The sequence below is a fragment of the Pseudomonas sp. Wu6 genome (assembly GCF_019891515.1).
GTDB classification, from domain to species: Bacteria; Pseudomonadota; Gammaproteobacteria; order Pseudomonadales; family Pseudomonadaceae; genus Aquipseudomonas; species Aquipseudomonas orientalis_A.
Map to the genome: position 1 here is coordinate 31,667 of NZ_JAFLXH010000017.1, position 13,023 is coordinate 44,689.

The 13,023-nt window shown below is 59.2% G+C and carries 12 protein-coding genes; 3 read left to right on the top strand and 9 right to left on the bottom strand.

Annotation, left to right across the window (positions count from 1 at the left end; translation table 11 throughout):
* Positions 1 to 2 precede the first annotated feature (2 nt).
* The 7 genes from J1G34_RS13670 to J1G34_RS13700 all read right to left on the bottom strand — a co-directional run bounded on the left by J1G34_RS13670 (position 3) and on the right by J1G34_RS13700 (position 8,577).
* Positions 3 to 629, bottom strand: a complete 627-nt coding sequence (locus tag J1G34_RS13670) for a response regulator transcription factor (RefSeq protein ID WP_057725622.1) — start codon at positions 627 to 629, stop codon at positions 3 to 5.
* A gap of 304 nt (positions 630 to 933) precedes the next feature.
* Complete coding sequence (locus J1G34_RS13675; RefSeq protein WP_065935890.1) at positions 934 to 1,650, bottom strand: MgtC/SapB family protein; 717 nt, start codon at positions 1,648 to 1,650, stop codon at positions 934 to 936.
* 39 nt (positions 1,651 to 1,689) lie between these two features.
* The gene (gene mgtA, locus J1G34_RS13680; protein ID WP_065898281.1) at positions 1,690 to 4,395 is read right to left on the bottom strand and encodes a magnesium-translocating P-type ATPase; all 2,706 of its coding nucleotides are present in this window, start codon (positions 4,393 to 4,395) and stop codon (positions 1,690 to 1,692) included.
* A 1,162-nt stretch (positions 4,396 to 5,557) separates the two neighbouring features.
* Positions 5,558 to 6,157: a GNAT family N-acetyltransferase gene (locus J1G34_RS13685; protein ID WP_222994194.1), complete on the bottom strand. Its 600-nt coding sequence runs from the start codon at positions 6,155 to 6,157 to the stop codon at positions 5,558 to 5,560.
* An 11-nt stretch (positions 6,158 to 6,168) separates the two neighbouring features.
* The gene (locus tag J1G34_RS13690) at positions 6,169 to 6,513 is read right to left on the bottom strand and encodes an FKBP-type peptidyl-prolyl cis-trans isomerase (protein ID WP_065895535.1); all 345 of its coding nucleotides are present in this window, start codon (positions 6,511 to 6,513) and stop codon (positions 6,169 to 6,171) included.
* 394 nt (positions 6,514 to 6,907) lie between these two features.
* On the bottom strand, positions 6,908 to 7,528 hold the full coding sequence (locus J1G34_RS13695; RefSeq protein ID WP_065898283.1) for a transglycosylase SLT domain-containing protein: 621 nt from the start codon (positions 7,526 to 7,528) through the stop codon (positions 6,908 to 6,910).
* An 80-nt stretch (positions 7,529 to 7,608) separates the two neighbouring features.
* Positions 7,609 to 8,577: a hypothetical protein gene (locus J1G34_RS13700; RefSeq protein ID WP_065898284.1), complete on the bottom strand. Its 969-nt coding sequence runs from the start codon at positions 8,575 to 8,577 to the stop codon at positions 7,609 to 7,611.
* 196 nt (positions 8,578 to 8,773) lie between these two features.
* On the opposite strand from J1G34_RS13700, the gene J1G34_RS13705 reads away from it, so the two are divergent.
* Positions 8,774 to 10,270 carry a PAS domain S-box protein gene (locus tag J1G34_RS13705; RefSeq protein ID WP_065895532.1) on the top strand — a complete coding sequence of 499 codons (1,497 nt, stop codon included), beginning with the start codon at positions 8,774 to 8,776 and terminating at the stop codon, positions 10,268 to 10,270.
* Between the two features lie 102 nt (positions 10,271 to 10,372).
* Positions 10,373 to 10,645 (top strand): DUF1652 domain-containing protein, encoded by a 273-nt coding sequence (locus tag J1G34_RS13710; protein WP_065895531.1) that lies wholly within the window; start codon positions 10,373 to 10,375, stop codon positions 10,643 to 10,645.
* Here the strand turns inward: J1G34_RS13710 and J1G34_RS13715 are convergent.
* Positions 10,608 to 11,801 carry an MFS transporter gene (locus J1G34_RS13715; protein WP_222994195.1) on the bottom strand — a complete coding sequence of 398 codons (1,194 nt, stop codon included), beginning with the start codon at positions 11,799 to 11,801 and terminating at the stop codon, positions 10,608 to 10,610. The two genes, J1G34_RS13710 and J1G34_RS13715, sit on opposite strands and share 38 nt — an antisense overlap.
* An 88-nt stretch (positions 11,802 to 11,889) precedes the next feature.
* The gene (locus J1G34_RS13720) at positions 11,890 to 12,198 is read right to left on the bottom strand and encodes an RcnB family protein (protein ID WP_065884410.1); all 309 of its coding nucleotides are present in this window, start codon (positions 12,196 to 12,198) and stop codon (positions 11,890 to 11,892) included.
* A 217-nt stretch (positions 12,199 to 12,415) separates the two neighbouring features.
* On the opposite strand from J1G34_RS13720, the gene J1G34_RS13725 reads away from it, so the two are divergent.
* Positions 12,416 to 13,021, top strand: a complete 606-nt coding sequence (locus J1G34_RS13725) for a LemA family protein (protein WP_065884409.1) — start codon at positions 12,416 to 12,418, stop codon at positions 13,019 to 13,021.
* Positions 13,022 to 13,023 lie beyond the last annotated feature (2 nt).

Here is a 13,023-nt window from a genome sequence, read left to right on the forward strand (position 1 = left end):
AATCAGATCAGATGATTGCGCTGGGCAAATTTGGACAGGTGCACCACTGAGGACATCCGTAACTTCTCCTTGAGACGTGTCTTGTAAGTGCTGATGGTCTTGTGGCTCAACAGCATGTCTTCAGCAATTTCCTTGTTGCCCAGCCCCAGGGCCAGCTTCTGCAGGACGGTCAATTCACGGTCCGACAGGCACTCGATCATCTGCCGCTCGGTTTCCTGCAGGTCGTCACGGCGGACCGAGCTGGTGGGCAGGCTCGGGAAACAACTGTAGCCCGACTGGATCGCTCGGATAGCCTTTTGCAGCTCATCCAGCTCGCCGGTCTTGGCCACGAACCCCATGGCGCCGGCGCGCATGCAACGGGTGGAAAAAAACACGGCCAGGTAGGAGGTCAGCACCAGGATCCTGCACGGCAGGCCCAGGGCCTTGACCCGACTGATCACCTCCAACCCTCCCAGCTTGGGCATCGCCAGGTCAAGGATGATCAGCTCGGGACGTTGCTCCCGCGCCAATTGCATTGCATCTGCACCGTCACCCGCCTGATAGATCTCATCGAATCCTTCCTCCTTCAGCAGATATTTGACCGTCGCACGTATAAAAGGATGGTCATCCACGATTAATGCTTTGCTCATACACACCCCTAGGCGATCGAAGTACCCTTACATATCAAATGGGACCTAGGTACCTGTGAGATATGACAGTTCCGACAAACGGCACTGCACCCTCATCAGGACGATAACCACTCGCAGCCTGGTCCCTTCCATTGAAACATCACGAGCAATCACGGATGGACCAGAACGGGCAGCCAGCCGTAAGTGCCCAACCTTAACAATGCAATGATGTTTTGATTGAAGGGATAGTCCTGACTACTTGTAGGATTTTTCCTCACGAAAAGCCTAGTCGATATTGGCTCAACGGGCGGTTCGGGCACACGGGTCAGTCGGTGGTACTTGGGCTCCAGAACGCCTGCACCACCAGACTGGAGGTGGAAATACGCGCCACCAACGCGTCCAGCTCGTCACCGTCGACCGACGTCGCGGCGAGGGTGGCTTCGATTTCGACTTCTTCGCTGCCGAAGGGGCGTACATCGACATCGCTGGCCGGGTAGTTGCATCGCGCCAGCTCCGCCTCCAACAGCACCATGACTGCCTGTTGCTGGCTACGCCGTGCGATGACATAGAGAATGTTGGTCACCTCGGCCGAGACCACGTCCAACGGCTGACGGTTGATGTTATTGACGATCGGGCGCAGCAACGTATTGGCCGCCAGCACGAACAGCGTTCCCAGCAATGCCTCGAGAATCAGGTCGGCCCCCGCACAGGCACCGACTGCGGCCGATGCCCACAGGGTGGCGGCCGTATTGAGCCCGCGCACATTGCCCTCCTCGCGCATGATCACACCGGCCCCCAGAAAACCGATACCCGACACCACGTACGCGACCACGCGCACCGCGCCTTCGGCACCGCCCAGCCGATTGGCCATGTCGACAAAAATCGCCGCGCCGACCGCCACCAGTACATTCGTACGCAGACCTGCGGTGCGCTGACGGTATTGGCGTTCAAAGCCGATCAGACCGCCGAGAACAAACGCGGCGCTGAGGCTGACCACGGTGTCGACCAGTGAGTCGAGGTTGATGTTGTTGATGGCCTGCATAAAAAAATCTCCATGACTGCTGCGGCAACCGAGCCCCTGTTACTGCCAGCCAAACTTGCGGATGTAGTAGCCCTTCACTGCCTGGGTCAATGCCATGTAGGCCAGCAGAATCACCGGCAGGAACACAAAGTACAGCGACGGCAGTGCCTGCAATTTGAAGTAATGCGCCAACGGCCCCATCGGCAGAAAGATCCCGACGGCCATGATCACGCCTGTCATCACCATCAGCGGCATTGCCGCGCGGCTTTGCAGGAACGGGATTTTCGGGGTGCGGATCATGTGCACGATCAACGTCTGGGTGAGCAGCCCCACCACGAACCAGCCCGACTGGAACAGGGTCTGGTGGTCCGGCGTATTGGCATCGAACACATACCACATGAGTGCGAACGTGGTGATGTCAAAGATCGAACTGATCGGCCCGAAGAACAGCATGAAACGGCCCACATCTGCCGGCTGCCAGCGTTGTGGCTTGGCGAGCATGTCGTCGTCGACGTTGTCGAATGGAATCGCGATCTGCGAGATGTCATACAGCAGGTTCTGCACCAGCAAGTGCATCGGCAGCATCGGCAGGAACGGAATAAACGCACTGGCCACCAGCACCGAGAACACATTGCCGAAGTTGGAACTGGCCGTCATCTTGATGTACTTGAGCATGTTGGCGAAGGTGCGCCGACCTTCCAGCACGCCCTCTTCCAGCACCATCAGGCTCTTTTCCAGCAGGATGATGTCGGCGGCTTCCTTGGCGATGTCCACCGCGCTGTCCACCGAAATACCGATATCGGCTGTGCGCAGCGCCGGCGCATCGTTGATGCCGTCCCCCATGAACCCCACCACATGCCCGTTGGCCTTGAGCAGACGCACAATGCGTTCCTTGTGGCTGGGCGTGAGCCTGGCGAATACGTTGGTGGTTTCCACCGCCTGCGCCAGCTCGGCGTCGGTCATGTCTTCGATATCGTTGCCCATCAGCAGCCCTTGTTGCTCCAGGCCCACTTCACGGCAGATCTTCGCTGTGACCAGCTCGTTGTCACCGGTCAGCACTTTCACCGCCACGCCATGCGCCTTCAAAGCCTTGAGGGCGGGCGCGGTGCTTTCCTTGGGCGGATCGAGAAACGCCACATAGCCGATCAGCGTCAGGTTGTTTTCATCCGCCAGGGTGTAGGTATCACGCCCGGCCGGCATCGGCTGCGCCGCGACTGCCACCACGCGCAGGCCTTCTTCGTTGAAGGCCGCGGTGACCTGGCGAATGCGCGCCAGCAGCTCTGGCGTCAGCGCTTCATTGACGTCGCCATGGCGCACGCTGGTGCACACCGACAAAATCTCCTCCACCGCGCCCTTGCAGATCAACAGGTGCGGCTGGTCCTGCTCGGCCACCACCACCGACATGCGACGACGGTTGAAGTCGAACGGAATCTCATCAACCTTCTGAAACGCGGTACCGACTTTCAATTCACGATGGATCTCCACGTGCTCGAGCACGGCCACATCCAGCAGGTTTTTCAAACCGGTCTGGTAATAGCTGTTGAGGTAGGCCATTTCCAGCACATCGTCAGACTCCCGGCCCCACACGTCCACGTGGCGCGCCAGGAAAATCCTGTCCTGGGTCAGCGTGCCGGTCTTGTCGGTGCACAACACATCCATGGCGCCGAAGTTCTGGATCGCGTCCAGGCGCTTGACGATGACCTTCTTGCGCGACAGGAACACCGCGCCCTTGGCCAACGTCGAGGTGACGATCATCGGCAGCATTTCGGGGGTAAGGCCCACGGCAATCGACAGCGCGAACAGCAACGCTTCGGTCCAGTCACCCTTGGTGAACCCATTGATGAACAACACCAGCGGTGCCATCACGAACATGAAGCGGATCAGCAGCCAGCTGACCTTGTTGACCCCATGCTGGAACGAGGTGGTGGCGCGGTCGGTTGCCGTGACACGTTGCGCCAACGCACCAAAGTAGGTGCTGTTGCCCGTAGCAAGAATCACCGCCGTGGCGGCGCCGGACACCACGTTGGTGCCCATGAACAGGATGTTTTCCAGATCCAGCGGGTTGCGGGTATGGGCATCCTGCTGCTGGGCGAACTTCTCCACCGGCATGGATTCACCGGTCATCGCCGCCTGGCTGACGAACAGGTCCTTGGCACTGAGTACGCGGCAATCGGCGGGAATCATGTCGCCGGCCGACAACACGATCAGATCGCCCGGCACCAATTGCCTGATCGGCAGTTCAAGGCGCTTGGCCGCGTCCCGGCGCAGCACGGTCGCCGTGTTGCTGACCATCGCCTTCAACGCGTCGGCGGCCTTGTTCGACTTGGCTTCCTGCCAGAAGCGCAACAGGGTCGACAGCACCACCATGGAGAAAATCACCGTAGCCGCCTTCATGTCCTCGGTCAGCCAGGAGATCACCGCCAGCAAGGTCAGCAGCAGATTGAACGGGTTTTTATAGCAGTGCCACAGGTGCACCCACCAGGGCAGCGGTTGCTCGTGCTCGACCTCATTGAGCCCATATTGCCCGCGCAGCGCGTCGGCCTCCTGGGTGTTCAGCCCCTCGGCATGGCTGCCCAGCGTGCCCAGCACTTGCACGGCACTGCCATTGGCTGCGGCCACCAGGGTTTGCGCCAGGCTGGGCGGTACTTCGCGGCTGACACTGGCGTCGGTCACGGTCTCCAGCATCGCCAGCCGGCGAAAATGCCGGGCGATATGCCGGGTCCGCAGGAAGCCGGCGAAGAACTCTTTGAGTAGGCTGAGGTTCATGGTGTTACTCCTGCGCGAGGAAAAACCCGTCGTGCAGGTACTGGCCGCCCGCGCCGTGCCCGTCAAACACAGGCACAGCCGAACCTGGCCCGCCCGCCGTAAAAGGCAGGCGCGTCCGTAGCCTCCCGAGTCAACTCAGGTGCTGGTCAGCGTCGATGAGAGAGGATCAGGCAGACGCCAGGACTGGCCACTGCCGGGATGCCGCTTCTCGCTTTTATGGCGAGACAACGGCATCTGAAACATGCGCGTTACCTTGCCAAGTATGTGCCGGTTACCGAAACCGGCCGACTACTGTCACTCGAACAAGTACCCACTGAGGGTCTCCGCTATTGATGAAAACGCGCGAAGCTTACGCCGCGATGTTGCCAGAGTAAACCGTAGGAAAGTGCCTGAATGGGGAATAAGAAATTTCTTCAGGATGGGTTCAGGAATGCCGTCCTCAACCACACCGGCGAGTACATGTGGGAGGGGGCTTGCCCTCGATAGCCATAGGTATCTACACAACTCTGTAGCGCTCAACCGTACGTAACCACGATGCGAAGCGAGTCGCTCTTGATCTTGATCTGCTTTTGCTCTTGATCTCAGGCGCCCCGTTAAACCACGCTGGCCGAACGCAGGCTTGAATCCGTGGGCAACCCGGCAGGACGCCGGGTTAGCCGCACTGGGCCAGGGATGGCCCATTGCGGCGGCCCACGGATTCAAGCCGGAGAGAGGGCACACCGAGCCTAAGCGAGGTGCCGAGTGGTGGGGCAAGAGCGTTTTGCTTACTTTTGCGCTTTTCAAAAGTGAGCCGCTGTAAAAGCGGAACCATTAGCAGCCGTGACCGCAGAAACGGATATGTACTCGGTCCAATCCAACATCCTGGTCGGCCCAGAGGCCGCCATCGGGGGCAAGCCCCCTCCCACATTTGGACCGCAGCGCATCAGTTAGATAGCCGTCGGCTGTGAGGCCGTCAGCCGCCTGGTCACAGGTCCGACGCCGTACCGCCATTTACTGTGGGAGGGGGCTTGCCCCCGAAGACGGTGCGTCAGTTACGAATTCATTGCCTGATACACCGCAATCCCAGGCATTGACGCCCAAGGGGCGAAAGGCGCTGTACGGCAGATTTGGAATCAAGGTTGAGGAGACATCAGGCGCCTTGCACTGATGAGACCGGTACAGGTTACCGGGTGCTGGGTCGGTCCCGCTCAACCCGCGTCAGGTAGCCGTCAATGGTCCCGTTGCGCAGCGGCTTGATCTGGATAGAGACCCTGTTCACCTGAAGACCCATCGCGATGCCCTCTCGGGTTCGCACCTGCACATACCCAAGCCTGGGCCAAAAGCGCTCGGCCCTGGTATTGCCCACCACCACCGTCAGCCGCAGCCACTGGGCGCCCTTCGCCGCCGCCCATGCCTCAAGGTCCGAGTGCAAGCGCTGCGCGAGCCCGCTGCCGTGCCAGCGCGTATGCACCAGCAGCAACCCGATATGCCATACCCCGGCGGCGAGCAGATCCGCGGCGATATTCACCACAGCGACCAGTTGATCCTGCGCATCGCGGTAACCCAGCCAGTACATGCGGCTGCAATGCCAACCTGCGGGTAATTGGCCGCGCAACTCGTTCCGCGCTTCGGTCGGGGTAGCCGGCTCACCATTCACTGCAATGAAATAATCCGGCGCCTGTTCAAAAAACTGCTGCAGCTCAGCCTCATCCCCGCCAAGCAGCTCAACCACCTGAATGCCGTCGAGGGAGCAGCCAGGCAACACGTCTGGATCAACATCCATATTCAATCCCTTCAATCATCGCGCGTCAGCACTTCCAGCAATTCAATTTCGAAACGCAGATTGCTGTTCGGCTTGATATGCGCGCCCATCGAGCGCTCGCCATAGGCCAGGTGCGCCGGTACATACAACGTGCGCACACCGCCAACCTGCATGCCCATCAAACCTTGGTCCCAGCCCTTGATCACGCGGCCGGTGCCGATCACGCACTGGAACGGCTTGCCCCGCTCCCACGACGAATCGAACACCGTGCCATCTTCCAGGGTGCCGGTGTATTGGGTGGTGATCAGCGCGCCCTTGACCACGGTTTTGCCGGTGCCCAGGCGGATGTCGGTGACCTGCAGTTCGTCGTTGCTCATGGGAGTCTCATTGGAAGCGTGAAAGGCTGGGGTTTTCCCAGAATCGGCGGGGTTTGGCAAGTGTAGGAACAGGCATCTGGTGGAAATGGCACAAAACCAAATGTGGGAGGGGGCTTGCTCCCGATAGCGGTGCATCAGTCGAGATATCAGTGGCTGACACTCCGCTATCGGGGGCAAGCCCCCTCCCACATTTGGATCGTAGCGCGTCAGTTAGATAGCCGTCGGCTGTGAGGCTGTCAGCGGCATCGCCACAGGTCCGGCGCCGTACCGGCATTTACTGTGGGAGGGGGCTTGCCCCCGATAGCGGTACATCAGTCGCAACATCAGTGGCTGATACTCCGCCATCGGGGGCAAGCCCCCTCCCACATTGGGTCTGCATGCATCCAGAAGCTTTTTACAACCAATGCCAGAACCGGCTCCAGAACCCTCGGCCCAACTCATCCTTGCACCCGGCATATTGCCGCGCATACAGCTGCGAACGCGCCTGCACCTTGCTTGCCACCGGTAGCAGCCAGGCTTTGCTGGCGTAGGTGCGCTGGCGGTAGCCGCCCCAGCCTTCGTGGTAGTTCAGGTACTGGCCGTAGGCGTCGTATTTGTAGACGCCGTTGATGGTGTAGGTCTTGTCCATGTACCAACCGATGAAGTCGATGGCGTCGTCGAAATCCTCGCGATCGGCGCCGCTGCGGCCGGTGCTTTTGCGGTAGTCATTCCATACCTCATCCTTGGCCTGGGCATAGCCGGACGCCGTGGACACGCGACCCCAGGGGATGATCCACAGCAGGTATTTACGCGGGGTCTTGGCGTCGTAGCGAAAGCCCGACTCCTGATACATGATCGCGAACGGCACCTGGATGGGTACGCCCCAGCGCTTTTGCGTGACCTTCGCCGCGTCGTACCAGTCGTCCTTTTCGCGAAAGATGCTGCAGATGTCGTTGGGCGTGCGTGGCGGCGAGGTGCCGCACGCCGCCAACAGAGAGGTGAGTAGTAACAGTCCGACGGCTTTGCCTGCGCTCAAGGGGCACCTTTGCGTGATACGCGTAAAATGTCGGGCATTTTACGCGTTCACCGAGGCGGCGTCCCTGCCGCAGACAGTTTTTAAGCCAATGGCACGCGACGGGTTGTCAGCGCGATACGACCGACAAAGAAGCTCAAGGCCGCACCCAGCAGCAGCATCGCCAAGGTGCTCCAGGCTGCACGAGACAGTTGCTTGGCCGCTACTTCACCGGCTTCACGGGCTTTCTGTTCAGCCTGTTGCTTGAGTTCTTCGACTTTCTGCATGGCCTGCTGATAAGCCTGGGCATAGTTGTCGACGATCTGCGTGGCTTCTTCCTTGCTCTTGCCGGTACGCGCCGCGACGATGTTGACCAGGGCCTCTTTATCTGCAGCGTTCAGTGCAGGCTCGCCGGACGATTTCACGCGCTCGAACCACTGCTTGAGCTCATCGCCCGCCTGGGCAGGGTTGGTCGCTGCGTCAGTCGCGGTTTGCTTGCCATCGGCTGCAGCCTGGTCGGTTTTCTGCTCGACGTTGGCCGGGTCCAGCTCAGGCTTGCCGCTTTGCTTGAGCAGGGTATCGAGTTGACCTTGCAGGCTGTTCCAGTCCAGCTGGATACCCTGCTCGTTCAACTGCTGCTTGATGCTGTTGCCGATCCCCGGTGCGGCGGCGGCGATGCCACTGCCGGCAGCCGACAGACCTTTACCCACCACGTTGCCCGCGGTACCCACGACGCTGGAGGCCAAGCCTGCCAGCAGCCAGGTGGTCAGCAAGGTGGTCAGGGTCCAGGTCAGTACACCGTGCAGACCACCGCGATCCGGTGCGGTACGCCCGGCCACGAACGCGCCAAGCGCAATGGCGATCAGCGTCGATACAAACAACCAGATCCCGGCGCCCGTACCGAAACCGCTCAACGGGTTACCGGCTTCCATCGGCTCGACGGCACTCGCGCCAATCGCCGTACCCAACACACTCAATACCAGGTAGGTCACCAGTGCAATTGCACTACCGGCCAATACCGAGCTCCACGACACCCGAAACAGCGATCGATTGGTTTCATAGACAGTGGTCATACAAAGGTCCTTTTCAAATTATCGGAGCAAGGCAAAGTGCCTTGACTGGTGTGAGTGTGGCGAAACGACATACGTTCAGTCGTGGCCCAAATGCACTATCTGGCCTGGTGCATTCGCACTCCCACAGGGACAACTTCTCTGCACTATCCGAAACCTGGGATGTCGTAATTCAATGCGTCCAGACTTCGGAGAATCTATGACACAGGATGTTCTTGCCAAAGAAACCAACCGCCGCCAACTGCAACAGATCATCTCCGGATTATCCGATGGTGTGATATTGGCGGAGGTCGACCAGACCATCCTCTGGGCCAACGAGGCCGCGTTGGCCATGCATGGCGTCGGCGACGTCATGGGGCTGGGCGCCAACACCCGGCAATACGCCGAGCGCTTCAGTCTGCGCTATCGCAACAACCACCCGTTGCAACTGGACAGCTACCCCCTGGCCCGCGCAGCGGCGGGAGAAGAATTCAGCGACGTGATCGTGGAGGTCATTCCCACCACCGACCAGGAAAAAACCTGGGTGCACCGCCTGCGCAGCCTGGTCATCACTGACGCACAGGGTGAGCCGGAACTGCTGGTGCTGATCCTCAGCGATGCCACCGAGTGGGCCAGCGCCGAACAGCGCTTCGAAAAAACCTTCAACGCCAACCCCGCACCTGCCGTGATCTGCCGCCTGAGCGATCTGCGCTACATCAAGGTCAATCAGGGCTTTCTGGAAATGACCGGCTACAACCGCGACCAGGTCATCGGCAAATCCGTGTATGAACTGGACGTGCTCGAGCAGGCCGAGCGCAAGGACCTGGCGATCGAGCGCCTGGGGCAAGGCGCGACCATTCCACAGATGCAGGCCGAACTGAGGCTGCCCGAAGGCGGCAGCAAGCTGGTTGTGGTGGCCGGCCAGCCCCTGGATATGAACGAGGAAGACTGCATGCTGTTCTCGTTCATGGACCTGGAGCCGAGGCGCAAGGCGGAAATCGCCCTGCGCCAGAGCGAAGAACGATTCGCCAAATCCTTCCGCCTGACGCCAGTGCCGACCCTGGTGTGCAACGCCGCCAATCGCCAGGTTGTAGACGTCAACGAAGCGTTCATGAGCATCACGGGTTACATCAGTGAAGAACTGATCGGCAAGTCCATCGAAGAAATCAATTTCATCGACAACCCGCCTACCAGCGCGCAATTGTTCGCCACGCTGGAAAAGGCCGGAAACCTCGACGGCCACGACCTCAAGGTACGCAAGAAAGGCAATGAAGTGATCGACTGCGTGGTGTCCGCCGACACCGTGGTGATCCAGGATGTGCCGTGCTACCTGCTGGTGTTCATGAACATTACCGAACGCAAGCGCTCGGAGCTGGAGCTGGTGGCGGCCATCGAAGAAGTGATGCAGGACGCCTCCTGGTTCAGCCAGACCCTGATCGAGAAACTGGCCAATGCCAAAAGCGTCAACAGCCCTAACCTGCCGAACGTATCCTTCACCGACCTCACGGCCCGTGAACGGGACGTGCTGGGCTTGATCTGCGAGGGCCTGGCCGACAAGGAGATCGCTTCGCGCCTGAAGCTGGCACCCAATACCGTGCGCAATCATGTGGCGACGGTGTACTCCAAACTGGGCGTTCACAGCCGCAGTTCGGCTATTGTCTGGGCCCGTGAACGCGGGCTGTTTGCTGGCGAACTGCGGGTAAAAAACAAGCGCTGAGAGTGCAAATGCACTAGTTCATATAGTGCGAATTCGCCTTATTAGCTGGCGGCGCAATCAATAACCTTCAAGGCATCGAATCTGTGCCTTGAAGGAATCTGCATGTTTACCCTCTCTCAACTGCGAAATTGCATCGAAGAAGGCCTGTCGCCGCTGACATGCGAATTCACCCTGTGCCGGGATGCGTCCTTGACCCTCAAGGTATTCGACGCCGAAACCGGCCGAGTCGACCTGGTGGTTACCGGCATCAGCACCAACCGGCTGCAGACCCCGGAAGAAGTGACGAAAATGGTCGATGAATTGCGCTACGAACTGCAGAGCAATACGGTCGGCAAACTCAACCTGGATGACCTGCCTTCAGCTTCGCCCCAATGAAATAGAACACCCCGCCCCCTACGATAAATCCCCCGAGCATCAAAAACATGTAATGCGCCGGCAGGCTGGCCAGCACCAGCCCGCATAACACCGGTCCCAATGCGGCACCGAGATTGGCCAGGTTCTGCGCGCCGTAATACATACCGCGCAAGTGGTCAGGAGCAATCCGGTCGATAAACATGTACTCGGCCGGAAACACGATGATTTCCCCCACGGTAAAAACCGCCATCGCCAGCACCCACCACAACAGGCTGGTGGACAGCGCAAAGCCAATCAACCCCAGCATGAACATACTCAAGCCCGCGATCAGCCACTGGCTCAAGTAGCGGTGCGAGATGCGCCGGCCAATCAGGTACTGCAAGGCAATCACCAGAACGGCGTTGGTGGTGAGTATTGTGCTGATTACCGTGTAGGTGTATTCAGCGGTGGTGGTGGTCACCAGGTATTGCGACAGGTAGGCGACGAACTGACCGAACACCACGGCACTGAGCAGTCCACCAACGGTGAAACACACCAGGCGGTGATCCTTGAGCAGCACACGGCCTACGGCGAGGAATGACACCGGTTTTTGCGTGGCGTCGACGGTGGTCAGTGCGCGGTCGCCCAGGCGCCAATACAACAGGAAAAATCCCGCGCCCAACAACGCCGACAGAATAAACGGCAGGCTGATATCCAGCGTGGCCACCATCGCGCCAAAAAACGGGCCCACGGCATAGCCGATATTGGTCAGGGTGTATTTGATGGAGAACACTTCGCTGCGCCCATCCTCCGGCAGCACGCTGGCGAAACCGGCCTTGATCGCAATATCGATGACCGCATAGGCCAGGTTGATCAAAATCAGGCAGCTATAGAACGCCCAGATAGTCTGCGCCAGGACCGTACCGATGAAGCCCAGCACAAACACCAGGCTCAGCCCGAGCAGCAAGCGGTAACTGTTGACGCGGTCGACGAGGAAACCGCCATAGACGCTGAGCAGCGAGCCCACAATCAGCGAACTGCCGATCACCAGGCCGACCTGGCTGATATCCAGGGCGAAATGGCCGGTGAGGTAAATCACCAGGTACGGAAACGTGATCGCCTTGGCCAACGTCAGCAACAACGTGGCCGACAGCAGCAGGTTCACCGTGCGGGGATAGTTTCTTATTGCGGCAAGCATCCTGCTCTCTTTCCTTGAAGGTAACGCGACCATTGCGGTCGGCTACCTTAACCCAGGAAAGATGACGCGAGCAGGTGGTCCGGCAGGATTATTTCTTGACCGGCGTAATCTCAAGGATGGTGCCGTTGGTGGTCTTGAGCAGGACGTACTTGTCGCCTACTCGTGCCCACTGGCTCTCATCTTCGGGCTGCTTGAGGCCGCGTTTTTTCCAGTCTTTAACCGCCGATTCCTTGCGCATCAACATGTCCGGGGCGCGGTCGCCTTCTTTCAAGTCACGGGCGTTGATATTCGAAGGTTGCACGGTTTCCTGAGGGGTATCGCCGGCCTGCACCACGAAACTCGCAGTGGACAGGCTTGCGGCAACGAGAACACAGGCAAATAGGGATTTGGACTTCATGGGTGCTCCTTCAATTCAGGGGACGTACCCAGGTTCCGACCGCAGCGGCGCGAAATCATTCAGCCGCTCACCTTGCTCCAGCCCCACGCTTGAGTTGCCGTCATCAACGGCCCAGCCGGATCACTGGCCGGTCGGCACTTTTAACGTTGGACAAGCAATTGGAAATGGCCATTATCCGCTATGATCGCGACCTCACTTTCACAGATAAGGACATCCAATGTTCGGCAGCGTTTTCTGGGTCATTTTCATTGGCGTTCTCAGTGTGATCGCGCTCTACCTGATCAGCCTCTACAACACGCTGGTCAGTTTGCGAAATCGCTTCAAGAACGCGTTCAGCCAGATCGAGGTGCAACTCAAGCGGCGCCATGACCTGATCCCCAACCTGGTGGAAACGGCCAAGGCTTACATGAGTCATGAGCGCGGCACACTGGTGGCTGTCACCGAAGCACGCAACGTGGCGGCAGCCTGCCTCAAGCTCGCGGCGGCAGAACCTGGCAGTGCGCACTCCATCGCGCAACTGGGCAAGAATGAGAGTCGGCTCAACACGGCCGTGGATAACCTGAACGTTTCGCTTGAGGATTATCCGGACCTGTATGCATCAGAAACAATGATGCAACTGAGCGATGAAATGACCAACACCGAAAACCGCATTGCGTATGCCCGTCAGTTCTTCAACGATGCGGTGATGGAATACAACATTTTCCGCCAGAAATTTCCGACGATCCTCATGGCCCAGGCTGTGGGGCACGGCACGGACGCGACGTTGCTGGAGTTCGAAGACAGCAAACAGATTCAAACCGTCCCGACGGTATCCTTCACCTGATC

Excerpts from the sequence above, each read along its gene's own strand:
- J1G34_RS13690 (WP_065895535.1), bottom strand. The coding sequence starts at position 6,513 with ATGAGCAACGACGAACTGCAGGTCACCGACATCCGCCTGGGCACCGGC.
- J1G34_RS13725 (WP_065884409.1), top strand. The coding sequence starts at position 12,416 with ATGTTCGGCAGCGTTTTCTGGGTCATTTTCATTGGCGTTCTCAGTGTG.
- J1G34_RS13715 (WP_222994195.1), bottom strand. The coding sequence starts at position 11,801 with ATGCTTGCCGCAATAAGAAACTATCCCCGCACGGTGAACCTGCTGCTG.
- J1G34_RS13710 (WP_065895531.1), top strand. The coding sequence starts at position 10,373 with ATGTTTACCCTCTCTCAACTGCGAAATTGCATCGAAGAAGGCCTGTCG.
- J1G34_RS13720 (WP_065884410.1), bottom strand. The coding sequence starts at position 12,198 with ATGAAGTCCAAATCCCTATTTGCCTGTGTTCTCGTTGCCGCAAGCCTG.
- J1G34_RS13685 (WP_222994194.1), bottom strand. The coding sequence starts at position 6,157 with ATGGATGTTGATCCAGACGTGTTGCCTGGCTGCTCCCTCGACGGCATT.
- J1G34_RS13705 (WP_065895532.1), top strand. The coding sequence starts at position 8,774 with ATGACACAGGATGTTCTTGCCAAAGAAACCAACCGCCGCCAACTGCAA.
- J1G34_RS13675 (WP_065935890.1), bottom strand. The coding sequence starts at position 1,650 with ATGCAGGCCATCAACAACATCAACCTCGACTCACTGGTCGACACCGTG.
- J1G34_RS13670 (WP_057725622.1), bottom strand. The coding sequence starts at position 629 with ATGAGCAAAGCATTAATCGTGGATGACCATCCTTTTATACGTGCGACG.
- J1G34_RS13700 (WP_065898284.1), bottom strand. The coding sequence starts at position 8,577 with ATGACCACTGTCTATGAAACCAATCGATCGCTGTTTCGGGTGTCGTGG.
- mgtA (WP_065898281.1), bottom strand. The coding sequence starts at position 4,395 with ATGAACCTCAGCCTACTCAAAGAGTTCTTCGCCGGCTTCCTGCGGACC.